Raw genomic sequence first — 26,396 nt, 5'->3', positions numbered from 1 at the left:
GTTTACGCGCGTTGTCCCATTCCCCTTTTTCCAGAACTAAGTGACAGCACAAAACATAACGCTAGAACAACCGCCGCTGCCACATATGGAAAGTTAATACTTAGATCAAAAAGATATCCTGCAACGATTGGCCCTGCGATATTTCCAAGACTCGTATAAGCAGAGTTCATCCCTGCTACGAAGCCTTGCTGCGTTTCCCCCGCCATTTTGGATAGCTGGGTGCCTACCGCTGGTCGAAGAATATCCATAGCCAAGAATACGACAAAGGTAATCGCACAGATCGCCCAGAAGCCACTTACAAACAGGGTCAACAGAATAAACATTGCAGCAGTTATAAGGCAAGTGGAGATAACCTTATTCTCTCCGAATTTATTCAGAATCCAGCCAAATGCGGATACCTGCACCACAGCACCGGCGATCGAGCCAAAGGTAATCACAAAAGCAATATCTTTAGGGGTAAAGCCAAATTTATGATCCACGAACAATCCGAACACTGTTTCATAATTAGCCAACCCAAAAGCCATAACAAATACAATAATTAACCCGAAAAAGTAAGGTTCACGATAGGAACGCATCAATTGCGTGAAGAAGCTCTCCTGATTATTTTTCGATTGCTTCGCTTCCATCCGTTTCTCTACAGACAGAGACTCAGGCAAGATTAAAACTGTGATTAGAGCTGCGATCCCAGCCGCACCAGCCGCACAGAAAAAGGGTACCCGCATGCCAAGCTCAGCAAGATAACCTCCAATCCCTGGACCGATAATAAATCCGGTAGTAATGGCTGCATTAATAAGCCCCATACCTTTCGCTCTCTCTTCAAAAGAGGTCGTGTCCGCTACATAAGCCATAACCGCTGGCATAATTAACGCAGCGCCTACACCACCGAGCAATCTTGAAACGAACAAGAGCCAGGACACATTCGCCAGACCAAAGAGCAGCTCTGAAAAAGCAAACACGATCAGACCTGCAACGATCACTTTTTTTCTGCCAATTCTATCGGATAACCTGCCCGCGAATGGCGATACTAATAATTGGGCAAGGGAGAATGAAGCCACTAACAGCCCAACGGTACTTCCGGTGATCCCGAGTTCATTCATGTAAGTAGGCATGATAGGGACTACAAGTCCGATCCCTGTAAAAGCAAGAAAAATATTAAGCATAACAAGCAGCATAGCGCCCCTGTTTCTAAGTAGTAATGACATTGTGTTAACCTCCGTAGCTTCTAAAGCCAAGTCTTCAAATAGTTTCCCTGTAGAGACCGACCATCCGGTCTAAATTATAGCCAAAAAAATAGTCCTTCCATTTCCGGTGCCTTCAAGAAGCTTCAGCCTTCATGATTCCTGAATGTAAAGCTTCTTTCATGCCCCCATATATGTTACCCCGTATATATCCCTTGTAATAACAATCGTACTGATTCCCGGTAATATTTTTTGATATCATCCGGAGTCTTTTCATGAGTGGAGTATTCGGAAACTCTTCCGATCCCTTCAAGCATGCCATTTACAATAATCACATAATCCTCTATGTCACCTTTTATAAAATACCCAGTGTCCATGCCTTCCTTCAGTAGGTCGCGACACGCATGCGAGGCAGCCTCATATAAAAGAACAAGCCGCTTAGTGATATCCTCCGGATGAGCTCTACTTCTTGAGAATTCCTCAAGCGCCCGAATCAACGGATTCTGAAAATCATTTGCGTAGTGCTCGGCTAAAGCATATAAACGCTCCTGAACACCAAAGATTTCCTTCTTCTTATCTTCCCACGCCTGTAACCACTGCGCCGTATCCTCTTCTACTACAAATAGAAAAAGTTCATCCTTGCTCGGAAAATGATGATATAAGCTGCCTTTACTAACATTCGAAGCTACGCAAACCTCATTCATCGTTACAGCTGCATACCCCTTCTGAACAAACAGCTGTGTGGCTTTAAGTACAATTCGTTTCTTTGTTTCTTCTCCGTCTGAACGTCCTCTGATTCTAAGCACCCCCTAAACCGACCGTACGGTCTAATGTTATCAGAACATTTTGTAAAAGTGAACCCCTAATCCTTTTTTACCATGAGTTCGTAAAAATGCACATCAAAAGACGCCCGGATTCGTACCCGAGCGCCTATCTCATGGATTATCTATAACCCTAGGATGATTAAAAATCAATCAGTCCAAGGCTGATTTGCAGCGAATCATCCACCTTCTTCATAGTTTCATCATCAAGGTGGGTGATCTTGTCAGTTAAGCGTTGTTTGTCAATCGTCCTAACCTGCTCTAGCAGTATAACAGAATCTCTGTCAAAGCCATGAGCTGCTGCGTCAATTTCCACATGCGTAGGTAATTTAGCCTTCTGGATTTGGGCCGTGATTGCGGCCACAATTACCGTCGGGCTAAAGCGATTGCCAATATCATTCTGGATTACCAGTACTGGCCTTACTCCGCCTTGCTCAGAACCTACAACCGGCGAAAGATCAGCAAAAAAAACATCGCCACGTTTAACGATCAATGTCTACACCCCGCTTACTAAGCGGCCAAGAGTGCTGTCTGCATCTTCCTCCGCGAGGAACGCCTCGCATGCCATGGTCAAGTTGATCTTAGCCATTTCCATGTAGCCGCGCTGCATGGACTCCCGGATAGAACGTTTCCTCCGTTCGCTCAAATACAGCTTCATGGCCTGCCTAATCAATTCACTCCGGTTGGAATTCTCCAATTGAACAATTCCGTCCACTTCCTGCAAGAGATGATCGGGCAAGCTGATCATGATTCTTTTGGTGTTCTGCAAATTGGCCACCTTCTCTTCCACCCCCACAAACCTTCTGCCCTTGTGTTCCAGTGTTGCAATATACAAGGAATTTTATACAAGGAATATATGCCGCCAGTATATCAAGTATGCTGCATCCCATTATAAACTAGAAATGGCGGTTCGTATAGGCTTTTAGTCATATCTCCTAAAACGATACAATTCCTTCTATTTTCTCCCTTGAATAACATCACTGTCAAGAACTTTAAGATTGTAACAGAGCATTTACTAATTTAGGAAGTGTGCCTTCACGGATATAAACGCGCGGCACCCGATGAGCCAGCATGCAAATTACCTCGTAGTGAATCGTTCCAAGATGGAGAGCCAACTCGTCTGCCGTGACCATCACGTCAGCTTGACGGCCGATGAGTACAACTTCTTCGCCTGCTTTAATTTGTTCCGCTTCTTCAGCGAAAGATTTGAGTGATACCATACACTGATCCATGCAGATTGTTCCGACGACAGGAACGCGGCGTCCACGTATTAACACCTCCGCTTTGCCAGTTAGCATGCGGGAATATCCATCTGCGTACCCCACAGGTAACGTTGCGATAATCTCCTCGCTGTCTGTGAAGTACCGAGTGCCGTAGCTGACGCCCCAATGAGGAGGCAGGCTCTTCACATATACAACCTGCGTCTTCAGCGTCATTACCGGATGTAGTTCTACCAGCTGACGGTTTACCTCAGTTGAGGGATAGAATCCGTACAAGCTGATGCCTACCCGCACCATGTTGCTGGATAAATAAGGTGAATCAATGGCCGTAGCGCTATTGCCCGTATGTATGATCGGGATCTGAATGTTCTGCTCCCGCAGCGTTTCCGCCACGCTCATGAACCGTCGATGCTGTTCCAGTGTATAGCTTTTGTCTAGTTCGTCTGCCTTGGCAAAATGGGTAAACATACCCTCCAGCTCCGCCTGCGCAACAGACTGCACTTCAGAGATAAATGCAGGTGCGTCAGCTGGTAAAAGACCCAGTCGCCCCATCCCGCTATCAATCTTGATATGCACCTTCAGCCGATGTTCCGGATCTATAGGAAGCTGTCTAATAGCCTCTAATACTTCCGGTGTGAACAGTGTTACAGTTACATGGTTCTCCCAGGCAACGGCTATTCCTTCAGGAGAAGTGTAGCCAAGCACCAGTATAGGAATCAGTATTCCCGCCTGACGCAGCTCCAATGCTTCATCCAAAAAAGCCACACTAACATAATCTGCTCCGAGTCTTTCCAGTTCCCGTGTCACTTCCACTGCTCCATGGCCGTACGCATTTCCTTTGACGCATCCCATAAACTTTGTCTCTGCCGGCAAGTAGCGGCGAAAGGCTTCGTAATTGGCACGCAATTCATCCAGATTAATTTCGGCTACTGTCGGTCGATAGCTTGCTTGCACTTCAAAGTCACCTTCTTACGTTGTAGTAAAACGTCATAGCTGTAATGATCATTGTCTTAGTACTCATGGTAATGCTACGGAAGGTGGCTGTCAATGTGAGCTCCAGTTATCTTTTCGCTTCAGTTCAAAGCGGCTGGAGCGCTGGCAAATATAGAAAGGCGGATACTACGTTGTAGAGGAAAGAATCCCACAAAACGCAGTATCCGCCTACTTTATATTATTTACCCGATTGTGCCTCCATAGAAGCGGCAATTTGCATCATTTCGTTAACAGGAAGATTAGCACTTGTAATTCGATACTCTATACCCTCAGACATCCAAGTCAAAGTCTGCTGCTCATCACCACTCAGAAGTCCTGCGGTAAAACCAAGATCTATCAGCGTTCCAGGAGCCAATGCTACTGCACGATCCAATGGACGGGCTTCCATAATGGTGTATTGATAAACCCCGTCATACCGGATGAGAACAGCATGATCCTTGTTCCCCTCCATTTTATGGGAGTCCTTCAACTCGACACCTGCCGGAACGTACCCCGGTTCGATAATACCAAAGTCACCCAGCTCAGCAGCGACAGGTTGCCCCTCTTGCTCCTGACCCTCAGGAACTACAACCGGATTTCCATTTTCGTCAACCTGAGCTACTGTACTTTCTGAAGCAGCACCTGTAGTCATATTCTTTTGCATATCAAAGGAATCCTTAGTGAAATCTGTATCGAATTTAAAGGTGTCAAACTTCACGTCTACAACTACCTTGGCTTCAGAATCAGAGACTTGAACCTGTTTAGGCTCATAAGTCTTTTTATCCAGCCAAATCTTCTGCCGAACAAGCGCATTGCTTTGATAATTCGCAGCTACCTCAAACACATAGTTATCTCCATCTTCCACAAATTGACGATTGTTATCTGAGACAATGCCCCGAACTAGTGTCTGATACAGATAAACCTGACCTTGATTGTCCGGCCAATCACTCTGGAAGCGGAAGCTCTTATTCATACTTGGTGTAAGTACGAACACTCCCTCATCATTACGAAGCACGATCTGCGTAATATCCTTCTGTACATTCGCCAAGCTGATACGGTAATAAGAAGGGTTCTTGTACCATACCTCTACCTTATACTCCTGCGGCTGCTCGCCGGTGAATAGGGTCATAATGCCTGAAGCTTGGTACGTTCCCTGCTTACTCTCCAACTTGTCGGCCACATTGTTCAAATCCTTGACCACGGAAGCGGCATCCTTCTTCCCGCACCCCGTCATCACCAGGGCCACGCTCATAATGATCGCGAGTACCCATATTGTCCGGCGCATGACATCATCCCCTTAACCTGTTTTGAATGCATTGATTAGTACATGTCTATGAGGGACTTGGCCGCAATATGCAGACGGGCATGACAAGCTGGGACTTAGATTTATTTTTTAGGAACATACAAACAAAAAAAGCCCACGCATAGCGCCGGCTTGATGTTTTATACAGAAATGTAATAACATTATGTAGGTCTTATCTTTTGAATAGAGAGAAAATTATACGATCAGTTTCTTGTTTCAACTCTCATTATCGCTATGTATTGCTTTATTGTACTGATTGATTAATTCATCCAACCTCATCGACTGTCTGATCACATTTGGATGTAACAATCCACCGTATTCCCTTTCCATTAAATAAAGTTTGGCTCTAGCACCCTCTATTCTCTTTTGGATAATTTCCGGATTATTCATTACACTACCTCCTCAAATTAATATACTAGAGGTATATGTCAAATTCTATATTTTACAAATAAGTGCAGTACTATAAAGAAATGATTCTAAGAAATAGCAGAAGGACGGTAATAATTACGTTACTATGCACTGCTAACAACAAAGCCATTTTTCTTTTCGTTGATTCGCCGCATCTTACTAATTAGGATTCGATATTCTTTTTGCGTTTCTAAAGATACTGTATGTCGAAGCTCTTCGAACATTCCAACACACTTTATAATACATGATTCGCTGTTAATTTTTACTGAATATTCTAAACTTTCCATTATATACTTTATACTAATCTCATATTTATCTCTTCTTATATAATAAAACGCTATCTCAGCCATCAAGTTGGTATATCTATCTTCGAAGATTTGTTGATTATAGGATCGAATCTCTAGCTGATCATGATGATCTCTGCAATCTGATATTTTCCCCTCAAACTGCAGAAGGATATCATCTACGTTAAATTGGTAATAACTAGCTGCTTGAAGGATTTTGAACAGACCTGAGAGGATCTCTTCCTCCCTTTGTTCAAGGTATGCCACATATTCCGGCAACACCGTTATATCCCCTTTTAAAATTCGCAACAAGTTAATATTAGCCCGTGCCCACTCCATACATTGATTCATAAGCTGCAAAGCTTCTTCTGTATCTTCCCGAATCCAGTTCATATCCATATACATGTTAACATAATGTAAAGCCCTATCATAATTTCCTAGCTCTCTATAAACTACTGAACGTAACACGTAAGAGTATTGAATATATGAGAATAGTGGTATTTCAGGTTCCTTTTGAAGCCTGCTTTTTCTGGCACGGTCGTATTTAGCATGATATTGAATTGTTGCTTTATTCCCCATCTCCTTAGCCATTGCCATTACCTTGTCCCAATGTCGTAAAGCACTATATGTATTCGCCAAATCTTTCAGCGCATCAAGCTGGTCCACCTCATCAAGCCGGTTTACAAATCCTTCAAATTGCACAGCTGCTCGCAAATTAGCATCCTGATCTTCACCCAAAGCGATTGTGAAAAGCCTGTATTGGCAAAGGGCCAGCCGCTCAGAATGCTGATACTTCTCACTCTCAGCCACACTCTGATATAACATCGCTGCTGCTTTGTGCTTCCCTTGCGTAAAAAAATCTTCTGCAGTATCAAATAACGAAGGCGTATAAGATAAGCTATCCATCATGATCCCAACTACCCGTGCAATACATTCCAGCTTATCCAGCTCTGCACAGCGATAAAGAAATGGCCTAAGACGTCTCCAATTCGGATTGGAGTGAACAAAACACTCATCCACATACAAATCATAGTAGCAGCCTTCTTCTAATCCCATACCTTCTGTAAGCCGATCTAATTGTTGCATGGCTATTGGGCGATTTCCATTGATGATATTACTGATCGTGCCTGAATTTACCTTAGACACCTCTGCGAACTGATTGATCGTTATCCTCTGCTTCTTGAGATAGTCCGCCAGTTCTGCACGAATGGTCATCTGCTTCATGATCAAAGCCACCTTCCGCCAACATAATTCATAGATAAACAAATAGCATTTTAATAAATATATGTCTAATTATTCCAGTGGTCAAATACTTTTTTTCTATTCATTTTCATTATGCAATTATTCGGTGATCAATGTATAGACTTTAGACTAGCAAAAGATAAAACCACCAGAATACAAGGTGTAATAGACCTTTTCTGATGGTTTTCCTTATGATATTGCTATCGATAGTTATTCAATACATGCATTTAAATTCAACTAAGAGCTAGGTTTAATCATCATATCCAGCTTTTTAATATAAGGGTCTAGCGTTTCGATTAACTTCTCTTGGTTTTGTATCTCTTCTTTCGAAAGCCGATCCATATGAACACTGCCATCTGCATCAAATACCTTCGCATCATAGCTTTGTAAGTCTATGATTAATCGTTCGATTTCCTCAAACTCTTTTTTAGTAAGCCTCTGTTCAGCTTTTTCAAGCAAGCCATTCCAGAAAGCATCACGATCTACGGATTGCACTGATTTGTTTGATGTTTTCGCTTCATTTATTTGTTCGAAATAAGGTTCAAGCTTTGCCTGTAGCTCTTTATATGCCTGCTGGTCCTTCGCACCTATGCGTTCTAGGTGAAAGACGCCTTCAGCATCGGTCATTTGCAGATTATAAGATCCCAATTCCTCTAGTAAGGACATCAGCTTTGTGAATTCCTCTTCGTCAAAGCTTTGCTTCGCGTTTTCCAGTTTGGCCTCAAGCCTGTCATATTGTTGCTGGGTTACTCCTATCGTAGCAGCAGTTGCAGAGGACCCATACATGTTGTCTGCCAAATAATGATATCCGGCATAAGCTCCAGTAGGAATTAATAGTGCAGCCGCCATAATACTTGCTACAAACCATTTCTTCATACGTCTTCCCCCTTGTTTGGCTACGGCCCTGTTTAGTATTTGCTCCTTCAGTTCCGGTGGGGCACTTATATTTCTCGCCTCTTCCTGCAGAACTGTCCGTAACTCTTCATTGAAATTCATGCAGGTCCTCCACCTTTCCCTTAAAAAGAGTATGATTGTCTGGCTTCTGACGAAGCTTCTGTAGTGCAGCGTGAATACGGGATTTCACGGTTCCGAGCGGAATACCCAGTATCGCAGCACTTTCTTCCTGTGAATATTCATTTAAATAATGCAGAATAATCACTTGCTTCAGCTTAAAAGGAAGACGCTCTACACTTGCTAGCAGGCGGCGGTTAGATAACCTGTCCACAACATCACTCGTGAAATCATGCTCCAGCATTAGATCTGTTTGTTCTACTTTTTTAACCATTCGGAGATGCGTCCATCTCTTTCTTCGATAGGCATGAATTTGCCGCATGACCACTCCCATCAGCCAAGGCTTAAAGGGACGGTTCACGTCAAATTGTTCAAGAGAACGGTGCACCTGAATGTAAATATCCTGAACGATATCATCCACATCGGAGGCTTCGCGAACGAGGAAATGAACGGTCTGATACACATCCCGGATCGTTGCTTCATATAGCTCACCATACGCTTCACGACTGCCGGCTAGCGTAAGCGCAATGAGCTGAGAATATTCATTTGGATGTTTCATCCCTCTCAATCCCTCCTTCGGTCTTACACTATATATTGGTAAATCAAAGAGATATCGTTCGAATTATTTTAAGGAGACAACCAGACAGTGACTCTCCAGTTGTTGAAGTATCGCTGTCTGGTGTTTTTACTCTGCCGAAGCTTGTTTGATGATCTTCCCAGTCCAACACTTTAACATTAACCAATACATCATCAACTCCCTTGACAAGCTTATTATAGCTTCTATATATTTTAGGAACTAAAGTAAATTGGAGTGTGGCTATGAGCACAGAGCAAGATAAACACTATGCTATCCATAAGGTTATGGAATCCATGGCAAATGTGCAGCAGAAATCCCAGTTCTTCATTGATATGATCACCAAGCAGGAGACCCTGACTCACAATCAGATCCTACTGTTGTTCCAGCTCAGGCTTATAGGCAGCTTGAACATTACTGACATCTCCGAACGATTCGTTATTACACCCGGAGCCGCTTCCTCGATGTGCGATAAGTTGGAAGATGCCGGTCTTATCGAACGTGTGCGGACGAAGGAGGATCGCAGAGTCGTCAACATTGTTCTTACAGAACAAGGGCATCAGCGGATTCTCCAGATCTTTGAAGCCTTTCCTACCTCTGATTTGGATAAAATTTCAGGAACCTTAGAACAAATAAATGTGCTAATGGATAAAATGATGAACTAAAAGCTTTTGGGTTATATATGCTGCCTGTCAGGAAACTGACGGCAGTTTTTTTATGTTCAAAATACTATATTGACTATATATTATAATAATTATATATTTTAATCATTAAAATACATTTCGAAAGGTGGCCCCTATAAATGTCCAATGCTAATGATCCTTTTGAATGCCAGGAAATGATCGGTCCACCGCTGAAAGTAAGAGGTTCACTGACCCTCAAAGAAGATGTTCGTGCGGATACCATCGATGTTGTCGGCCATTTAAGTGCACAGAACAATGTTACTACCGCAAAGTTAAAAGTATCTGGTGATTGTTCGATTGGAGGTCATTGTAGAGCCGAACAGGTTATCAATCTGGGAGGTCTCCGTGTTCAACACATCCAAGCTGACAGACTACAATCGTCTGGATACTTTTCTGCAGCACAAAATGCTGCAGTCGAAACCTTTTATGCCGAAGGTGCTGTGAAGATCCATAGGTTAACTGCTGAATCCTCCATTGAGCTACGTTTAGGAAACAGAAGCACAATCGATGTCATAAAATCTAGCGGTACCATTACTGTTAAGCCATCTTTGAAGCTAATGAATGCGCTAATCCCCTACTTCCGGAAGCTTACCTGCGAAACGATTGAAGGAACTAGCATCATGTTATATCGAACGACAGCAGAACTCGTCTGCGGTGAAGATATTGTCATCGGACCGGGTTGTTCTATTGGGGAGATCCGCTATAGCAAAAGTCTAACGGTAGACTCTAAATCACAAGTTGCTCGGACCGTATTTTTAAATAAATAGCAAACGTAACAACCTTGTCTCCGCTTTGTTTACAGAAAGTGACCTACTACGCGCTGATTTAATCTATACTTAAGAGGACTGGACTTAATCCTCGGAGGTAATTATGAATAAAATCATCGTAATCGGAGCTATCACGCTCTTTTTAGCCGGATGCGGAGCATCGGCATCTATAGATATGGATACAACAATGGCAATTAACCAAACACAAACTACCGAAGCACCACTGAAGCTAATCGTTGATGGAGAAACCGTTCTTCCTTCTCTCCCACCTTTTTTCTCAGGTGATAAGGTCTATGTACCTGCAAAAGTACTCATGGAGTACTACTCATCTGAACAACAATGGGATAATGCTACGAAAACCTTAACTATCTCTGATGGAAGCAGTAAATATGTTTTGAAGCCAGGCAATGAGTATATGCAAGGTGACGGTTATCAAAATGAGCTGGGGGGACCTGCAATTCTACGAAATGGTATTTTTTATATTCCGGCAGACTCTCTAAACTCTCTCTCTGGTGCCACTGCGCAGTTGAATGCCTCGCAAAATGAAGTTTCCATTACATCAGGGGATGTTAGTACTACCGTAAGAACACCCAGCGAACCTCTCGCGATTGCTACAGAAAATGACCAAGTTAAGCTGTATACTGCCCTCAAAAATGGCGGTACCTACGAAGGATTTGTTGTAGAGGTGAACGGTAACAAGCATACGTTTAATTGGGAAGCACCAAGATTGTTAGATTACACTCCTGAGATTCATTATGCCGATATAGATCAGGACGGGCAGGAAGAAGTGGTAGTCATACTGTGGCTAGGAACAGGTACGGGCATGTCTATGCAGGAGCTTCACGTCATTAAGCCTAACCAGTGGAAAGAAATGAATGTACCTTCCGCGGATAAAGCTGCCTCAGCGTTTGTTACCTCAAAAATCTCCAATGAAAAAGGCGATGCCTTAATTCAAATTCAGGTAAAAGGTTCAACTCCATCTATAGTTACTATGCGTTATCCGGATCGTGGCGAAGATGGCAATCTTGGCGAAAAAGCCGGGATTGGTGCTGTGACTTACTACATGGTGGAAGAAGGCAAGCTGAAAGCTGAAACCAATGTTTATATCGGATTTTTGGAGAGTATTGGCACACTAACCTTTTCCTACAAATCAGGAAATGATGGAATGGAACCTGAATCCATACGCTTTGCGCCTCATGAAGAGTATGCCTCTTATGTGGTGGGTAAGCAGCTATGATGGATGCCCATATACATTTAGAGCAATATGAACTTGAGGTTTCACAACAAATGTTGAGTGAGCTTCCTAACTTGGGGATCGAAGCCCTGATTGCTGTCTCCATGAATTTAGACTCTTGCGTTCGCACTCAAAAGCTTGCCGTTACCTATCCTGGGGTGGTACACCCAGCTTATGGTTTTCATCCAGAGCAACCCATACCGCAGAAAGCTGAATTATCCTCTTTGCTGGAATGGATTGAGCGTCAAGCCCGGGAGGATTTCATCGCTGTAGGTGAAATTGGACTGCCTTATTATTCGCGTGCTGAAGCACAGGAGCGCGGCGAAGCTTTTGATATGGAGCCTTACATTCAGCTTCTTGATCAGTTGCTTGAGCTTGCCGCCCGTATAGATAAACCAGTGGTCCTGCACGCTGTTTATGAGGATGCGCTGATTGCCTGTGATCTATTAGAGAAACATGGTATAAAGCGTGCCCACTTCCACTGGTTTAAGGGACCCGAAAAAGCCATTGCCCGTATGATTAAGAATGGATACTACATCTCTTTCACCCCTGATATCCTTTATGAGACGGAGATCCTAGAGCTCGCCCGCCGCTATCCCCCAGAGCTTGTCATGGCGGAGACCGATGGTCCTTGGCCATTTGAAGGATCTTTTGCGGGCAGAGTCACGCATCCATCTATGATTCGAGAGGTTGCTGCCGCTTGGGGAGCTCTACATGGCCACACTTCCAGCCATGCAGAAGAGATACTGACTGCGAATACTAAGCGATTTTATAGCTTGTAAATAAACAAAAGGATGGTTCCTAGCGAATGCCAGGCCATCCTTTTGAATAATCACAGCTTTATCCCAATTTGGGAGTTCACAACCTTTCCACACCCACTAACGCTGCGCCTGTGAATTCCATTTTATAAATATCCGGCTTTGTGGTTTGAAGTAGAAAATCCAGATCATATTTAGCGTCAAAATAATTCATCATAAGTGTCATGACTGCACCGTGAGTTCCAATCGCAACCTTTTGCCCACTGTGTTGTTTCAGTATATCCTGCAGCACGCTAACTGATCGCTTCTGACACGCATGAATGGACTCTCCACCAACCGGAACAAAATCCGTATCAGCAAACATTGTTGCCAGTAATGGATATAGCTGCTGGTCAGGCATGATCCTATTTCCATCCGAAAAATGAATTTCCCGAAGATCTTCAACACTTTGAATCTCTGCCCCTAACTCCTGCGCCAATCCAGTAATCGTATGTATAGCCCGAAGATATGGACTTGAATAAATGACTTCAATTCCTTCGAAACGTAATTTCTCCGTTATCTTACGGGCATCCGCCTCTCCCTTCGCTGTTAATCCACGTGATCTCTCAGTTCCTCCGGGCAGCTTGGGTGACTCTCCATGCCTTACCATATAAATAAAAGTTGCCATTCTTCCCCCTCCTCTACCTCTACAATTTCTCGTGTTCTATCCGAACTCCTTCATAAAAAGCCCTTATGGGCAAGAATCGATCCTAGCGAGCTAGAAAGTCTCTTAATTGCACTCTATACAACTGTTAAGCGTAAAAAGGGGTCTGCTGAGCAAATAAGTGTAGTTTCTGCAACTAAAAACCATCATTTCTACCCCAAAAGAGAAAAAATCAAATTATAGCTGCACTAAATACAACTAAAGTTCGCTTTGAACGATGGAACAGCATTTAATTGCAGATTCTGCAACTAAATGCTAGGTAAGCCTGCTAGGTAGTCAGTCTACTCAAGCTCTCTAGTCTGGCTAGTTTGCCTGACCTTCACTATCAGCATGCCTTAAGTTTCCATCACTTTAACCTTCCCCGGTTGCTCCGTTGAGCTATCACTTTTCTCCTTCTGCACAGGCCACAGCACGCGGCCAAATAATATCCCAAGCACACCTATCAAAGCGATTACGATCCCAAAGTTAAAAAAGATACGGCTAGGCCCAGCGGCCTGAACCAGCATTCCACCGAGGAGTGGAGCACCAATCATAACTCCGCTAAGAATAGTACTCTGAATACCGAATACACGCCCTGTCATGTGCGGGGGAGTTTCTTTTTGCAGGCAATAATTGAACGTGATAATAAAAATCCCATTCCCAATACCTAGTAAGAATCCTAATAGCAATACAGAAATACTGGAAGTTCCTGGCTGGAGCAGTCCAAGTCCCCCGACCGATAAACCCATCAACACATAACTTGTTCCAAGCTTCCAGCCATAACCTGTTCCGCGATTCATTTTGTTCATGACCATAATGATGAATACAGCACCGCCTCCGGATGCCGCCACGAGCCAGCCCAGTAAAGATTCATTAGAGGGTGCAAGTACCCTAAAGAGACTGGTGAATTGAAAATCAATCATCTGAATCGCCATTGAACAGACTATGCCAAACAGCATGGTATTTAGCAACAACCTGCTGCGCAGCATAAAACTCCAGCCTTCCTTCCACATCGTGCGGAGGGAAACATGCTCCTCTTGATCCCCCTTGCCTTCTGTGCCAACTTGTTCTACTTCATTCTTCTTAACTGTAAGTAGGAGCAAATAGGAACAGCCTCTGAGACAAGCATTGATCAATATACACCACTGCGGTGTCAGCACGGATAACGCAAAACCACCAAGTAAAGGTCCCGCGATTTTGGAGCCTTGATTCACAAGCCCATTTAGTGAGGTGGCTTGAAGCAGTTGGTCTTCTCTAACCATAGTGCGGGTCATCGACTGCTGGGCAGGCACATTTAACGTCGAGATGGCAGCACGCAGCATCAGTAACGGGAGTAGCCACACCATATTGGGAGCAAAAAGTACTAGTACTGTTAATAATGCCGTGAGCAGATCACACATTCGCATTAGCTTTAGCTTATTCACTCGGTCAGCCGCTACCCCCGCCACGGAGCCAAGCAGAATCCCAGGTAAAGCTATGGAGACTGGAATCAAAGCCAGCATTAACGGACTGGCGTGCCAACGGTACCCTACGAGCACTTGAATCGCCAGTGCATCGAACCAATCCCCAAAAGTGGCTGTCGCATATGCGCTGTACACACGCATATACACTTTGTTTTTTAGCAGACTCGTTCCTGCTTGTGATGAAGCATTCATCGGACATTCCTCCAAGTTACGATTAAGAACTAGAACATATGAAGCATGATCTTAATGTAACGGAGAATTGTCAGAGAATTATCAGAGAGCTGTCACGATATTCATAAGCACGTGTTCCAAGGATTGCTCCAAACGATGGAATCCCCGCTCTTCCTTCTCTCGTTCAAATAAATCTGCATATTTGTGCTGCAAAGCTGGTTGGGGTGGAAACTCGTTACAATAGTGAACAATTCGATATAACGCATATATACGCATCGGTACAAACCCCGACATCTCCAGCACTTGAAGCGCATCATCCAATAGTCGCTCTGCTTCACGCCAAGACCTACGCCGTAGAAACCACAAGCCCCTCGCAACTTTATAACTCCCAATCTCGCGTAAGTAAGGCATCTCCTGCAAAAGCGTTTCAATGTCTTTCGCCATCCGTTCTATTACGTGATCTTCTGTTCCCATCCACAAGTGTAGAAGCATTTCTGAGGTCGCCGTTATAGGAATGAAACTCTCATACCCCGGCTCTTTAATCACTTCATACGTTAGCTTTAGCCGTTCCAGTGCTTTTTCCGTTTGCCCTGCCAGCGTGTACAAATCCAGAATATTAAGGATTTCCAATTCGCGATGCTGAGGCGGCAAAAGAAGCTTTTTCTCAAGGACTAACTCGCAGAACGCTAATTTTTTCTTAGGATCACCTAAAAGAACATAACAGATCAACAAAGAATAAAACCGTTCCTCGATCTCAACCTCCGTTGTGTTCAGCAGCCATTCCACATCTCCCTGCACAAAATGAATATATACCGAATAAAACGGGTCCATCGCATAACCCAAAACATCCTGTTGGCGTGCGAGGATTAACATTGAGCGCCCTTGACCATATAGGTGATATTTCTTGAATACCTCCCGCATCGTCTTCTGCATCTCTAAATCATATGTAGTCGGATTGGTCATGGCCGCTGAAGGCTCTTGTATAATCAGACTATAACCAAATCCCCTAACAGTCTTAATATCAAGACCCTGTAGCTTGCCAAGCTTTTTACGAATGCGATAAATATGATCATCTACCGTTCGCTCTACCGGATATTCCAAGGGCCAGACCTTATCCAGCAACTGTTCTCGGCTGAACGTACGCCCTCTATTTTTGTACAAGAACTGAAAAAGCGTAAACTCTTTTGGGAATAATTCGATCGTTATCCCATCTCCGGTCACTTTGTATTCACTTTCGATTAATTCCAACTGCATGATAGAACCTCTCTTTCCCCCGAATCCGCTCATAGGTTACATTATATCAGTCCGTCCAAGGCGTACTCCAGATCAAAAATAAACATCAAAAAGAGCAACCCGCAGATTTCTCTGCATTGATTGCTCCTTGCACCCATTGCTCGTCTTATCCAGCCATATTATTAATGGAATCCTGTTCACTAAAAACGGAGATATGGCCCACCTTACCCGTCGAGTTTGGAATAATGAATTTCAACTGGAATTGATCATTGGCTTGGTAAGTGTAGATCTTATCCTCACCATTTACTTTGGTATCGTCCGGCTTGCCCAGTGTGGACTCGATCTGTTTCAGTGTTAGCTTTTGCAGCGCAGTATCGCTGGAACGAACATCGAAGATTAGGCTCCCTTTATTGAATCCGAATACGACATGTTCATCAGTGTAGGTAGCATAAATCCCTTTTCCCGCTGGCTCTTGTTGATCAGGTTTACCCCAATCGGCTTCTACCTCATCAATTAGTCCGGTATGAGCAGCATATTCAACACCGGGCACCTTCCCTTTTTTAGCAAGCTCAAGTAAATCTTGAAGTTGTTTGTCACTATTCTGCGGATTCGCCTTGGCTGTATCTTTATTAGTCTCCGTAGGGGAAGTAGTCTCCGTTGCTGCGGTTTCTGCAGGAGTGGATGACGGGCTAACTTCCGGTCCCGAAGTTGCTGTTATAGCTGTTTCTGTTGGGGTATTTGTAGGCGATTCAGAATTAGCCGCCTCATTGTTCGAACTGCAGCCAGCAAGCCCGATCATTCCAATGAGCAGGATAGCGGCTGCTAGAAACTTAATCTGTGCTGACATGATGTCATCTCCTTAGTAGGTTGCTCAAAGCCATCTTGCAAAAAAATGGAACTGAACATATAGACGATACTGAAACGAAAAAGTTTCCTTAGACAAGGAAGATTAGGCATAGCCTAACTATCATTTACCCAAATCTGCCGAACATCAATTAATTACCTGATTAATTCTCACCATCGGAGTATTTCATTGCAGAACATGCAATAGATTGGGGCAGTTTGCTTCGAAAAAAGCAATGCATTGCACTTTGTGCAATAGAATCCGAAAAAACCCCCTAATTAGGCGTTTCTTAGCTATTTTGAATGTACAAAGTGCAACAGAATTCATCTTCTCCCGCTTCAGGACAAATTCTATTGCACATAGTGCAATTGGAGTCCCCTCAGTAAAAATATTCCACACAAACGCAACCTTAATCCTCTGAGCCGCATCTTATTTAGTAAAGGGAGGGGAGCTTCATCTGAATATTATAGACAGAATCAAAGCAAAGGATGAGTCAGCTCTCAGCCTGTTGATGGACGATTACGGCGATATGCTGCTCCGAACCGCTTGCTTATTGCTCAAAGATCGACACAGTGCCGAAGAGGCGGTGCAAGATACTTTTATTCAAGCCTTTGCCAAAATGAATCAATTGCAGGAACCGGAACGGTTAAAGGCTTGGCTCATTCGCATCGTAATCAACCGCTGCCGCATGAAGCAACGGACTTGGAGCTGGCGTAATATTTTCCCCTCAGGCGATGCAGAGCTCCAAGCCAGTGATGATGCGGGCTTCACTGCCGGGGCAGAAGAGCTTTTTATGGTGGAATGGCATAATGTTAGACTCGCTGAGTCCATCAGAACTCTCGATTATGTATACCGCGAATGTCTGACGTTATATTACTTTCATGAGATGAGCATCCGTGAAATTTCTGAGCAATTGAATACGCCGGAGAATACGATTAAATCCCGGTTAGTTAGAGGACGGACACTCTTAAAAAAGATATTGGAGAAGGAGGGACATTTCTTATGAATACGGGGAGCACAGAGAATACGAAACGCGAAGTGATCAAGCAACAGCTAGATGAAGAACTACAACCCATACACTTCGAAGGACATGAGCGCGTCCTCAAGATGACCCACCCTCCAACCTTTGGAGCCCGACTCATGGCTTTCTGGAATAAAGAAATCGAGATCCCCGTGAAACCTTTAGGCGCGATTGGTGCCATTATTCTAGTCGTATCATTGACACTGCATCAACCAGAGGTTAAACATCAACCCCAACAAAACGTCCAGCAGCATCCAAACCGTGAACTTATTGAGGCTGGGGGCAATACGTACTGGAAAGATATCTATGATCAGGCGGTGAAGAGACATGCGAATTAAGATCAGAGTCAAACATCTAGTGTCATTCGTGCTACTCCCAGCCTTCCTGCTCATTCTTCTATTTAACTTTCTGCCCTCCTCAAAGGCACAAATGGAGGAAAGCCCAGCTATTCAATCTAACATAGCTAGGACTGATCTTCTGCAAAAGCTGGCTTCCACAACCGAGAGTAAACGTATGGAGCTAATCCGTACAAACATCATTGATAAGGATCACAGCTATGATCCCTACAGATATGACGTTAATATCAGCCCTTCGATGAGCCAGTGGAGTAATGATGAAACCCAGCGTTCCGGTCTGTTACCGGAGGACATAGTACCTTTGCTTGAGGAATATATCCTTGAGGGGCCTTCGGATAATACACGTATATTTGCGGCTAAGCAGTTAGCTTATGAATATGATGCTCTTGGCCGTAAGGAAGATGGAGATCAAGCGCTAATCACCGCAGCGAAACAGTTAAACAGCAGCTCCTCTGTAGCTAAACAACTGGAGCTCCTTCGAGCTGAACGAGCTCTGAGTAGCGGGGATATAACAACCGCTGAAACAATTCTTGAACAAACCACCTTTCCATCTGAGTATCAGGAAGATCTAGATGCACAAAAAGCATGGCTCACCGGGCGTTTACTCTTTACAAAAGGTGAAGCGCAGGAAGCACTTGCCGTAGTAAACGATGGCTTGGAGAGCTACAAAAAATTCTGGCAGGATATTCATAAACAAATGAACTCTACCACCAGCAGTTCGAACGAAGGCTCCACCGACAATGCAGTATCAGAAGCTGGGACTTCAGATACTGAAAGACAGCTTGAATCGCTTCGAACCGCAATTCAGTCTGCTATAGATATGGGAAGTACCTCAACTGCTGTCGTATCCGGTACCCTTACACGAAGCGATGGCACCCCAGTTCCGCGGGCAGGTATTTTCCTTCGCGCTGAAAGCGAAGTTAACCATAGCATTACTTCTGCTGAACCCTACCGAATCGTCACAGATGCTGAAGGACGTTTCGAATTTCACGGTGTGATTCCGGGCTTTTATCAGTTACAGCTTGGACTTAGCTATGATCAGATCGATGGCTGGGCTTGGCCTATACAGTATGACGATTGGATTGAAGTTAAACCGGGTGACCTGTTGAAGGAGAGTGTTGTTCTGCAACCTCTCATTGAGCTTCAGTCTCCTATTAATCAGGAGACACTAACTGGAAAGACCGTAGATTTCCGCTGGAAAGCTGTTAAGGGTGCAGCTTATTATCGTTTAAGCGGTGGGGTCTCGATGTTGGGGAGCTCCTTCAGTTCGCAGATTCGGGACCATATCACGGACAATCAAGTCTCTATTCCAGTAGATGAACTCTATTACAACAGTGGTTTCTCCTACGGCAGTGGCGGAGAGGGCTTTGAATCGATTGATCCTCTATCTTTTCTTGTGTTCATGAATCCTGAAGCACGCTTTTCTTGGAATATCGAGGCATTTGATGCGGATGGACATCTGCTTACCCGCAGTAGTGGCTACAGATTGAACGAAGACACCATTGGTAATCTGCCCTTCTTCTATCTCAAGGAACGAGAACTAACCACAGCCGATAGACTATTGCTAAATAAGAAACCTGATCAAGCCATAGAAATGTACCAACAGAATGTTGCAGATGATCCAGAGGATGCTCATGCTCTACACATGCTTGTGAAGCTGATGCTCGCTAAATCCTCCCTGACGAAGGATGACTCATTAGAAGATCAGGCGATTCCGCTACTCCAAAAGCTCATACAGTTGCATCCTTATTCTAATTATGCCTTCACGTTGACGCAGTACTATTTTGACCATAAGGACTGGAAATCATATAGCGAGTATTATTCCCGCTACATTGAGCTGAGTCAAACTATGGGGGATGACTATGACCGCTCGATTAATGCTACAGCTCTCATGCATCAAGGCAAGCTTACAGAAGCTCGGAAGCAATTTTCTATCGCCTTAGAGCATGATGACAGCCATCGTTTTATTGGCAGCTATTTGGCGGCAGAATTATATGCAGGTGAGTCACTCGCTTCTGTCTTAACACTTGCTGAACGTTACCCCGAGCACAGCTTTGGTCTTAATGGGTATCGTTGGCCACAAATGATTAAACAGCTCATAGCCGAACGAACAAAACTGCCTAGTCACTTTGATCAAGAATTACAGGAAAAACTAGGATGGTACGTGAATGGTCAGGTAGATGTTTTGAAGAAATGGATCGAAGAGACAAAGCCCTCCGCTCTGAAGAATTTTATGCAAGCCGTTCTGAAGGTAAGCTAACTCATTTATGTATACAAAAATCCGGTCCCGCTCATTGAATACGAGCTTAGAACCGGATTTTTTAATTACGCTTGAATTTATTTACCTTTAGCTTCCATCATGTAATTCTGGAAGTCCGTAATACTAGGGTTGGACATATAGTGACCACCCTCTACTTCTATTGTTTGTCCAGTGATGAATTTAGATTCATCCGATGCCAGGAACAATACTGTGTTTCCGATATCATCCGCTTCCCCATGGTAAGGGAGGGCATTGAACTTCTGGAAAATATCCAGCACAGCTGGCGGCATATTTCTTGCAGCCGCAGGTGTTAGAATTAGGCCTGGAGCCACTCCGTTACAACGAATCTTATCCTTACCATATTGTGTAGCGATATAACGTGTAAGGTTCACAACAGCTGCCTTCGAGGAACCATAAGCCGTGCGCAATGAATCTCCTGCAAATGCTGACATCGAAGCGGTGTTAATAATAGAACCTCCGCCCGCTTTAATCATATGTGGAATAGCAAATCGGCTGCCTAATAGAACACTTTTGGTATTCACGTTCATCAGTCGATCCCATTCTTCCAAATCTATGTTGACCACATCAAGGTCTTTTTGCAGATTAGTTAGACCTACGTTGTTGAACAAAACTGTAATGGTGCCATACTGAGCGACTGTGAAATCAACAGCTTCCTTGATCGAATCTGCTTGGGATGCATCCAGGAAAAGACCTTCCGCCTCTCCACCCTCACTTTTAATCTTAGCCGCTGCTTCCTTGGCAGCCTCTACATTAAAATCGGCGATGACAACTTTGGCTCCTTCTCTAGCCATTAGAGTAGCGGCTGATAAGCCAATACCTGAAGCGCCTCCAGTGACTAATGCAACCTTACCTTGAACTCTTCCCATATCCATACCCCTTTATAATGTGATTAAGATTCTTAGATGACTTCATTTATGTTTCAGAGCTATCAAAGCTCGTTAACAACTTTTCATAAATTTTCAAGAATTGCTGCAGTTCTTCTTCATCGAGCTTCAGAAATATTTCAGCTCGGAGCTCCTGTCCTTTTAGCTGTGCTTCCTTCAGTACATCCTTACCTTTGTCCGTGATCGAGAGCAGTACATTTCGGCGATCATCTTCATTATATTTACGCTCAGCCATTTCCTGCTTAATTAAGCGATTGGCAATGTTCGTCATCGCCCCCGGCGTATAACCTAATTTTTTAGCCAAAGTAGTTTGCTTCTGCGGACCCTTTTTATTCAATTCTCCCAAGACGAGAACGGGTGATATCCCAATATTATGGTCAAAAGCATTCATCCATCGAACAATAATTTCATCCGTGAATAATTCAACTGCATGTATGAGTCTAAAAAAATCTGGGTTTTCCAAGTACATCCTCCTATAACGCTCATGATCATTGGGTGCTTCTGTATTTATTTTAACACTAAAATATTTAATAGTAAACTATTTAACGATAAACTATTAAAAATCAAAAAAAAGAATGCTCAGCAAGCATCCTTTAAATTGCAGATTTATCAATAACATAAGTACCGGCCATCATATCGTGAAGCGCACGTTTACGGGGAGTAAATGCGACAAATAGATAATCCACAAGCATGATAAAGCCAAGTATTTTACTGAGATCATTAGCCAATGGTGCCCATAAGGCAAGGTTGGTGGAAATCGCAGTGAGGTCGTAGAGACTGACACCAACAATCATTGAAAAAATTGTACTAATGATTCGGAAAATATTTCGAACTAGAGCTTCCTTCAGCGTTGGATAACTCCCTTGATCATTAACAATCTTTATCTTTAAAATCAGCTTCCCGGGTGATCCGCCAAATCTAACGATCATAAAAATATCAAACACGATGAAGATAATATACTCAAGGATAATAGGAATCTCCGAGTGCAAGGAAACAGCTAATGAGTTGAATAGCATGTAAACAATAACCGCAGGGATCAGAATGACAAGGAGATCAAGAATGGTAGCCAGTACTCTTTTCCAAAATCCTATGAAATCCTCCTGTTCCAAACGCTCCACTTTATAGTTATTCATATCAGGGCCCCCGCTCTCTATGCTTAACTGTATTCATTCAGCCTTTTGATCCGCTCTTCAATAATGGATTCCAGTTCCTTATTATGTTTTAGAATCACCCGTATATCAGAAAGTTTATCTGTTAATTTAATAATTCTATGAATGTCTTCCCAATTATATCCACGGTTCCATTTAAAAATCATCACAGGCTCCAATGATTCTAATCTACATAGGCTCAGCTGAGCCCGATCGGCAGGAGGATAAGCCCTAGCGATATAACAGTTATAATTCTTGTAGTGAGGAGGGTTAGCTTGACATTTTTTTCTGATTTGTACCAACCTTTAAACTGAAAATGATTCCGATACAGCATAAAAAATATCAATACATTTCCAAGCGCCATACTCCAGTTATATACGGGCTGACCAAATATAGATTGATATACGAATCGCTCTGCCCCGCCTAAAATAAACAAGGTCAACACAAGCAATATACATAATCGAAATAATTCCACAATAAAGGAAGCGAATTTCATCATTTTATAACCGTCCTTTCAAGATCTGCCTATCCCAAATTACATCCATATTCCTCCAAATTATACACCTTACATCTAATAACTCCTATCTGAATATTCGATTCCGTATATATTTTTCACGCTAAAAAACAACCCAGCCCTAGATAAATTGTATCCTGAGCTGGGTGATGTTGACTCTCTTTTTAGAAGAGTGTAGTTTCTTCCTTATCCCTTAGTTCCTGAATCTGTAACCGCAGATTAACTATGTCCGCCATTAGCGCCTCATTCTCAGCCTCTGTATCCCTACTTCCACTTTGGATCAATTGATTCAGACGGAGCGTCAGAAGGACAAGCTCGTCCTCCCGCGCCTGTTCTTTTTGGGTAAGCACACGACTTCTATCTTTGGAAATGTATTCATTATAGGAACCCTGGAAAAACTTCGGTGTCTGAGCCGGCTCTAAGATTACCAGACGATTAGCTACATTAGTGTGCAGATATCGGTCATGCGAGACCATCACAAGCCCTCCCGGATATACCCTTAACGCTTCTTCTACACGCTCCCTAGTGTCAATGTCCAGATAATTGGTGGGTTCGTCCAGTACTAATAGGTTAGCTTTTCCAAAGTACAGTTTAAGGAAAGCTACACGACATTTCTCCCCCAGACTTAAATCACCAATTCGTTTAAAGACATCCTCCCGCGAAAATAAAAAGCAGCCTAGAATCGTTCGTGCCTCCGTTTGGGTCATACCCGGCAGTTCAAGCAAGCTATCCAGAATCGTGGATGACACCGCTAGATTATCGAGCTCTTGGGCAAAATAACCAATCTTCGTCCGTGGATGCAGCCGTACTTCACCTTGAGTGGGTTTATGAATACCCGCAATCAACTTCAGCAAAGAAGACTTCCCAACCCCATTGGGCCCCAGAATAGCAAGACGATCTCCTCGATTCAAGGACAAACTGAAATCTTTCAATACAGGCGCACTATCCTTATAAGCAAAATCAATCTCGCGGAGTGACAGCAAAGTGTCCGCCATTAATGCTTCCGTCTCCAGCTTCATCTTCAGCTTGCTTGTCTCGCGCGGCAATTCCACACGGTTCTTATTTAAGCGTTCGAGTGCAGCTTCCTTCGCATGAAGACGAGACACGTTCTTCTTAGATTTCGCACGCAGGAAATCATGCTGTCCGGCAGCACGGTGTGCCTGCTGGAACCACTCCGAATACCTTCTGATGCTCTCCAGTATTTTCTCCTTTTCCTGTTCCTGCTTCTTATATTGTCCCTCTAGCGTTCGTGCCTCTATCGTTTTCTGCTCCCGATACTGCGTATATCCACCCCAATACCGGCGACATCCCTCTGGACTAAGTTCCAGTAAAGCTGTCGCCGTTCGATCGATGAACGTACGATCATGCGAAACATAAAGTACGGTTCCAGGGTAGGTGTGTACCCAATGTTCCAACCACTCCATCGTCTCTCCATCTAAGTGATTTGTCGGCTCATCTAGAATTAACAGCTTTGGCTGCTGGGCTAGTAATGCTGCTAATTGGACACGTGTCTTTTGCCCTCCGCTTAGCGATGGGTATGGCAAATCCCAAACTGAGCGTTCTAGCTTAAGCTGTTTCAAGCACTTTTCCGCTTTAGCCTCCCAGTCATATCCATTAAGCTGCAGGTATCGTTCGTACACTTCGGCGTATTCAGTAAGTCCAGCTTTACTCTCGTCGTTCACTTCCTGCAACCTCTGACCAAGGAGTTGAAGCCGGCGCTTTAATTGGGGTAGCTCTGCCGATCCGGCGAGAACGTAATCCAAGGCGCTTACTTCTTCTGATACTTCTAACTGCTGATCCAGCACGCCCCATTCTTCAGGAGGTAAGCCGTGATAAATACTCCCTTCCTCAAAGGTGAGGCGACCGATCAGTCCCTTAAGCAGTGTGGTTTTGCCGATTCCATTACGGCCGAACAAGAGCACACGCTCTCCTTCCGATATCTCAAAGGACACCTTCTCAAATAACAGGGTCCCGCTCCATTCTTTACGTAAATTCTTTGCTTTTATTAGGGTCATATTCCATTCCTCCGATTATATTGCAAATAAAAAACCGCAGCCAGCGGTCTGCGGTCGAATAGCGTATGATGGGGGAATATGCCATAACATGAATAGACTACGGCTGTGATCACCTGCTGCATGCAGAGTAAACCAAACAATAGATCGATCTATTCATATAAAAGCAACGTAAGGCCCCCGACCGACACACGTATCCCTGACCGTTATCACCCTGCGCGGGTGCTCCGTGACTTGTGCATATGCACTTTACAAGTTGGATGGTCTAATTCATTAGGAAACGTGTTAGTTATTCATCAGTCGGTGGTCCTCCGTCATTGTCCGAATTGGTTTGAATGAGTACAGTATAGACTAACTAAGATCAGAAATACAATTCCAAGAACAGTTATAAATTAATCTTTACCGACTGAGACTGTGGATTCCATTGCACCTGAATGCTAAATAATTGGGGCAAGATGCTTAGTGGAATCAACAATCGGTTATTTTCATTACGAGATGCGATTATCTTAATGGATTTCCCATTCACGATAGCCTGCTCGGATAAAGGCTTATGTGTCACCGTACGACCACCTATCGTAATTAGCAATGCACCAGTACCAGCTTCGCTCTGCAGAGTTCCACCTAACAACGCTACAGATTCTCTCAGCGGAATAAATACACGGGAGTTATCCAATATAAAGGGATCATTCAGCTTTGTCGTGACGCCATCCAGCTCAAAAGCTCCAGCAAACGTCTTACTTCCCACAGAGTACCCGTTCTTTGTCGCAATGCTCTCCATAGCCAGTGTACTAGTTGTAATGATGACTCTTGTGTTCTTAGCTATTTTTGGATATAACCAGTGGATATCATCATTATGCATTCGAATACATCCAGCACTAACATACTTTCCTATGGATGACTCATTACTATTGCCGTGAATCGCGTACGTAGTTCCATAAGTTCCATTTACCTCTAGCCCTAACCAGCGGTCGCCAAGCGGATTGGCCGGATCACCCCCAGGTATTTTCTCTTTGTAGTAGGGTCTGTTCTTTACTTTAACTACCATTTTGAAGCTACCTTCCGGTGTCAGTTCCTTCGATTTCCCTGTTGCGACCGGAAAAGTCTTCACCAGCTTGCCATCACTGAAATACGCGAGTTTGTTTGTTTTTTTATTCACGATAATTAGATCGGATCCAGCAGCAGCTTCCGCCTTTCCCACACCTGTAAAACATGCAGCGAACAGAAGCCCAAACACAAGCATCAGCTTTATGTTCCGCTGTAATGAAGATTGAAACCAGCTACTCGAAACAAAAAATCCCAATTTTCTCCACCTCCATATATAAAGACGAAATC

At 43.8% G+C, this 26,396-nt stretch carries 28 protein-coding genes; 7 read left to right on the top strand and 21 right to left on the bottom strand.

Annotated features, from left to right (window positions below; genetic code table 11):
- Positions 1-2: 2 nt before the first annotated feature.
- From ACN6KS_RS05705 to ACN6KS_RS05660, 10 genes are all read right to left on the bottom strand, one after another.
- Positions 3-1,202, bottom strand: a complete 1,200-nt coding sequence (locus ACN6KS_RS05705; protein ID WP_094872538.1) for an MFS transporter — start codon at positions 1,200-1,202, stop codon at positions 3-5.
- A gap of 173 nt (positions 1,203-1,375) precedes the next feature.
- Entirely contained in the window at positions 1,376-1,984 is a 609-nt protein-coding gene (locus ACN6KS_RS05700) for a TetR/AcrR family transcriptional regulator (protein WP_440961548.1), read from the bottom strand.
- Positions 1,985-2,141: 157 nt separating this feature from the next.
- Positions 2,142-2,492 carry a type II toxin-antitoxin system PemK/MazF family toxin gene (locus ACN6KS_RS05695; protein WP_042124727.1) on the bottom strand — a complete coding sequence of 117 codons (351 nt, stop codon included), beginning with the start codon at positions 2,490-2,492 and terminating at the stop codon, positions 2,142-2,144.
- A 3-nt stretch (positions 2,493-2,495) separates the two neighbouring features.
- The gene (locus tag ACN6KS_RS05690) at positions 2,496-2,777 is read right to left on the bottom strand and encodes a CopG family ribbon-helix-helix protein (RefSeq protein WP_025698676.1); all 282 of its coding nucleotides are present in this window, start codon (positions 2,775-2,777) and stop codon (positions 2,496-2,498) included.
- 214 nt (positions 2,778-2,991) lie between these two features.
- Positions 2,992-4,173, bottom strand: coding sequence for an alanine racemase (gene alr, locus ACN6KS_RS05685; RefSeq protein ID WP_094872535.1), 1,182 nt, complete (start codon positions 4,171-4,173; stop codon positions 2,992-2,994).
- A gap of 217 nt (positions 4,174-4,390) precedes the next feature.
- The gene (locus ACN6KS_RS05680; RefSeq protein ID WP_094872533.1) at positions 4,391-5,476 is read right to left on the bottom strand and encodes a LolA family protein; all 1,086 of its coding nucleotides are present in this window, start codon (positions 5,474-5,476) and stop codon (positions 4,391-4,393) included.
- Between the two features lie 234 nt (positions 5,477-5,710).
- The gene (locus tag ACN6KS_RS05675) at positions 5,711-5,884 is read right to left on the bottom strand and encodes an aspartyl-phosphate phosphatase Spo0E family protein (protein ID WP_076284026.1); all 174 of its coding nucleotides are present in this window, start codon (positions 5,882-5,884) and stop codon (positions 5,711-5,713) included.
- Positions 5,885-6,006: 122 nt separating this feature from the next.
- A complete protein-coding gene (locus ACN6KS_RS05670) occupies positions 6,007-7,410 on the bottom strand; it encodes a helix-turn-helix transcriptional regulator (RefSeq protein WP_341133894.1) in 1,404 nt (467 codons plus the stop codon).
- Positions 7,411-7,665: 255 nt separating this feature from the next.
- A complete protein-coding gene (locus ACN6KS_RS05665; protein WP_440961547.1) occupies positions 7,666-8,424 on the bottom strand; it encodes a DUF3600 domain-containing protein in 759 nt (252 codons plus the stop codon).
- Positions 8,411-8,998 carry a sigma-70 family RNA polymerase sigma factor gene (locus ACN6KS_RS05660; protein WP_440961546.1) on the bottom strand — a complete coding sequence of 196 codons (588 nt, stop codon included), beginning with the start codon at positions 8,996-8,998 and terminating at the stop codon, positions 8,411-8,413. The genes ACN6KS_RS05665 and ACN6KS_RS05660 overlap by 14 nt, the downstream gene beginning before the upstream one ends.
- Before the next feature lie 260 nt (positions 8,999-9,258).
- Between ACN6KS_RS05660 and ACN6KS_RS05655 the strand changes: the two genes are divergently transcribed.
- The 4 genes from ACN6KS_RS05655 (at position 9,259) to ACN6KS_RS05640 (ending at position 12,479) form a co-directional block, all read left to right on the top strand.
- Positions 9,259-9,678, top strand: a complete 420-nt coding sequence (locus ACN6KS_RS05655) for a MarR family winged helix-turn-helix transcriptional regulator (protein WP_094872527.1) — start codon at positions 9,259-9,261, stop codon at positions 9,676-9,678.
- Between the two features lie 137 nt (positions 9,679-9,815).
- Positions 9,816-10,463: a hypothetical protein gene (locus ACN6KS_RS05650; protein WP_094872525.1), complete on the top strand. Its 648-nt coding sequence runs from the start codon at positions 9,816-9,818 to the stop codon at positions 10,461-10,463.
- Between the two features lie 103 nt (positions 10,464-10,566).
- Positions 10,567-11,700, top strand: coding sequence for a copper amine oxidase N-terminal domain-containing protein (locus ACN6KS_RS05645; protein ID WP_094872524.1), 1,134 nt, complete (start codon positions 10,567-10,569; stop codon positions 11,698-11,700).
- Positions 11,697-12,479, top strand: a complete 783-nt coding sequence (locus ACN6KS_RS05640; RefSeq protein ID WP_440961545.1) for a TatD family hydrolase — start codon at positions 11,697-11,699, stop codon at positions 12,477-12,479. The genes ACN6KS_RS05645 and ACN6KS_RS05640 overlap by 4 nt, the downstream gene beginning before the upstream one ends.
- A gap of 76 nt (positions 12,480-12,555) precedes the next feature.
- Here ACN6KS_RS05640 and ACN6KS_RS05635 read toward each other — a convergent pair whose 3' ends face one another.
- From ACN6KS_RS05635 to ACN6KS_RS05620, 4 genes are all read right to left on the bottom strand, one after another.
- A complete protein-coding gene (locus tag ACN6KS_RS05635) occupies positions 12,556-13,122 on the bottom strand; it encodes a histidine phosphatase family protein (RefSeq protein ID WP_440961544.1) in 567 nt (188 codons plus the stop codon).
- 371 nt (positions 13,123-13,493) lie between these two features.
- Positions 13,494-14,792 (bottom strand): MFS transporter, encoded by a 1,299-nt coding sequence (locus ACN6KS_RS05630; protein WP_094872519.1) that lies wholly within the window; start codon positions 14,790-14,792, stop codon positions 13,494-13,496.
- Positions 14,793-14,873: 81 nt separating this feature from the next.
- Positions 14,874-16,025, bottom strand: a complete 1,152-nt coding sequence (locus tag ACN6KS_RS05625) for a winged helix-turn-helix domain-containing protein (protein ID WP_094872517.1) — start codon at positions 16,023-16,025, stop codon at positions 14,874-14,876.
- Between the two features lie 145 nt (positions 16,026-16,170).
- Complete coding sequence (locus tag ACN6KS_RS05620) at positions 16,171-16,851, bottom strand: YjgB family protein (protein WP_341133890.1); 681 nt, start codon at positions 16,849-16,851, stop codon at positions 16,171-16,173.
- Positions 16,852-17,356: 505 nt separating this feature from the next.
- On the opposite strand from ACN6KS_RS05620, the gene ACN6KS_RS05615 reads away from it, so the two are divergent.
- From ACN6KS_RS05615 to ACN6KS_RS05605, 3 genes are read left to right on the top strand one after another with little or no spacing between them, the layout of a single operon-like run.
- Positions 17,357-17,854: a sigma-70 family RNA polymerase sigma factor gene (locus ACN6KS_RS05615; protein WP_256989945.1), complete on the top strand. Its 498-nt coding sequence runs from the start codon at positions 17,357-17,359 to the stop codon at positions 17,852-17,854.
- Positions 17,851-18,207, top strand: a complete 357-nt coding sequence (locus tag ACN6KS_RS05610; RefSeq protein WP_280788923.1) for a hypothetical protein — start codon at positions 17,851-17,853, stop codon at positions 18,205-18,207. Before ACN6KS_RS05615 ends, ACN6KS_RS05610 begins: the two co-directional genes overlap by 4 nt.
- Positions 18,197-20,485, top strand: coding sequence for a hypothetical protein (locus ACN6KS_RS05605; protein WP_440961543.1), 2,289 nt, complete (start codon positions 18,197-18,199; stop codon positions 20,483-20,485). The genes ACN6KS_RS05610 and ACN6KS_RS05605 overlap by 11 nt, the downstream gene beginning before the upstream one ends.
- 77 nt (positions 20,486-20,562) lie before the next feature.
- Here the strand turns inward: ACN6KS_RS05605 and ACN6KS_RS05600 are convergent, their stop codons facing one another.
- The 7 genes from ACN6KS_RS05600 to ACN6KS_RS05570 all read right to left on the bottom strand — a co-directional run bounded on the left by ACN6KS_RS05600 (position 20,563) and on the right by ACN6KS_RS05570 (position 26,364).
- Positions 20,563-21,372: an SDR family NAD(P)-dependent oxidoreductase gene (locus ACN6KS_RS05600; RefSeq protein ID WP_042185448.1), complete on the bottom strand. Its 810-nt coding sequence runs from the start codon at positions 21,370-21,372 to the stop codon at positions 20,563-20,565.
- Positions 21,373-21,418: 46 nt separating this feature from the next.
- Entirely contained in the window at positions 21,419-21,853 is a 435-nt protein-coding gene (locus ACN6KS_RS05595) for a MarR family winged helix-turn-helix transcriptional regulator (RefSeq protein WP_094872511.1), read from the bottom strand.
- Positions 21,854-21,983: 130 nt separating this feature from the next.
- Positions 21,984-22,523: an RDD family protein gene (locus ACN6KS_RS05590; protein ID WP_094872509.1), complete on the bottom strand. Its 540-nt coding sequence runs from the start codon at positions 22,521-22,523 to the stop codon at positions 21,984-21,986.
- 23 nt (positions 22,524-22,546) lie between these two features.
- Complete coding sequence (locus ACN6KS_RS05585; protein ID WP_179281685.1) at positions 22,547-22,705, bottom strand: hypothetical protein; 159 nt, start codon at positions 22,703-22,705, stop codon at positions 22,547-22,549.
- A gap of 32 nt (positions 22,706-22,737) precedes the next feature.
- Positions 22,738-23,037, bottom strand: coding sequence for a hypothetical protein (locus ACN6KS_RS05580; protein ID WP_341133887.1), 300 nt, complete (start codon positions 23,035-23,037; stop codon positions 22,738-22,740).
- A gap of 179 nt (positions 23,038-23,216) precedes the next feature.
- Positions 23,217-25,067 (bottom strand): ribosomal protection-like ABC-F family protein, encoded by a 1,851-nt coding sequence (gene abc-f / locus ACN6KS_RS05575; RefSeq protein WP_440961542.1) that lies wholly within the window; start codon positions 25,065-25,067, stop codon positions 23,217-23,219.
- A gap of 382 nt (positions 25,068-25,449) precedes the next feature.
- Positions 25,450-26,364, bottom strand: coding sequence for a L,D-transpeptidase family protein (locus ACN6KS_RS05570; protein ID WP_256989944.1), 915 nt, complete (start codon positions 26,362-26,364; stop codon positions 25,450-25,452).
- Positions 26,365-26,396 lie beyond the last annotated feature (32 nt).

Origin of the sequence: Paenibacillus nitricinens, from assembly GCF_052056485.1 — a bacterium.
Classification (GTDB): Bacteria; Bacillota; Bacilli; order Paenibacillales; family Paenibacillaceae; genus Paenibacillus_AQ; species Paenibacillus_AQ nitricinens.
The sequence above is the reverse complement of the archived record's forward strand: the minus strand, read 5'-3'. Positions and strand labels throughout refer to the sequence as shown.

Coding starts and splice junctions, on each gene's coding strand:
- ACN6KS_RS05705 (WP_094872538.1), bottom strand. CDS start 1,202: ATGTCATTACTACTTAGAAACAGGGGCGCTATGCTGCTTGTTATGCTT.
- ACN6KS_RS05680 (WP_094872533.1), bottom strand. CDS start 5,476: ATGCGCCGGACAATATGGGTACTCGCGATCATTATGAGCGTGGCCCTG.
- ACN6KS_RS05675 (WP_076284026.1), bottom strand. CDS start 5,884: ATGAATAATCCGGAAATTATCCAAAAGAGAATAGAGGGTGCTAGAGCC.
- ACN6KS_RS05670 (WP_341133894.1), bottom strand. CDS start 7,410: ATGAAGCAGATGACCATTCGTGCAGAACTGGCGGACTATCTCAAGAAG.
- ACN6KS_RS05665 (WP_440961547.1), bottom strand. CDS start 8,424: ATGAATTTCAATGAAGAGTTACGGACAGTTCTGCAGGAAGAGGCGAGA.
- ACN6KS_RS05660 (WP_440961546.1), bottom strand. CDS start 8,998: ATGAAACATCCAAATGAATATTCTCAGCTCATTGCGCTTACGCTAGCC.
- ACN6KS_RS05655 (WP_094872527.1), top strand. CDS start 9,259: ATGAGCACAGAGCAAGATAAACACTATGCTATCCATAAGGTTATGGAA.
- ACN6KS_RS05650 (WP_094872525.1), top strand. CDS start 9,816: ATGTCCAATGCTAATGATCCTTTTGAATGCCAGGAAATGATCGGTCCA.
- ACN6KS_RS05645 (WP_094872524.1), top strand. CDS start 10,567: ATGAATAAAATCATCGTAATCGGAGCTATCACGCTCTTTTTAGCCGGA.
- ACN6KS_RS05640 (WP_440961545.1), top strand. CDS start 11,697: ATGATGGATGCCCATATACATTTAGAGCAATATGAACTTGAGGTTTCA.
- ACN6KS_RS05635 (WP_440961544.1), bottom strand. CDS start 13,122: ATGGCAACTTTTATTTATATGGTAAGGCATGGAGAGTCACCCAAGCTG.
- ACN6KS_RS05630 (WP_094872519.1), bottom strand. CDS start 14,792: ATGAATGCTTCATCACAAGCAGGAACGAGTCTGCTAAAAAACAAAGTG.
- ACN6KS_RS05625 (WP_094872517.1), bottom strand. CDS start 16,025: ATGCAGTTGGAATTAATCGAAAGTGAATACAAAGTGACCGGAGATGGG.
- ACN6KS_RS05620 (WP_341133890.1), bottom strand. CDS start 16,851: ATGTCAGCACAGATTAAGTTTCTAGCAGCCGCTATCCTGCTCATTGGA.
- ACN6KS_RS05610 (WP_280788923.1), top strand. CDS start 17,851: ATGAATACGGGGAGCACAGAGAATACGAAACGCGAAGTGATCAAGCAA.
- ACN6KS_RS05605 (WP_440961543.1), top strand. CDS start 18,197: ATGCGAATTAAGATCAGAGTCAAACATCTAGTGTCATTCGTGCTACTC.
- ACN6KS_RS05600 (WP_042185448.1), bottom strand. CDS start 21,372: ATGGGAAGAGTTCAAGGTAAGGTTGCATTAGTCACTGGAGGCGCTTCA.
- ACN6KS_RS05590 (WP_094872509.1), bottom strand. CDS start 22,523: ATGAATAACTATAAAGTGGAGCGTTTGGAACAGGAGGATTTCATAGGA.
- ACN6KS_RS05585 (WP_179281685.1), bottom strand. CDS start 22,705: ATGATTTTTAAATGGAACCGTGGATATAATTGGGAAGACATTCATAGA.
- ACN6KS_RS05580 (WP_341133887.1), bottom strand. CDS start 23,037: ATGATGAAATTCGCTTCCTTTATTGTGGAATTATTTCGATTATGTATA.
- abc-f (WP_440961542.1), bottom strand. CDS start 25,067: ATGACCCTAATAAAAGCAAAGAATTTACGTAAAGAATGGAGCGGGACC.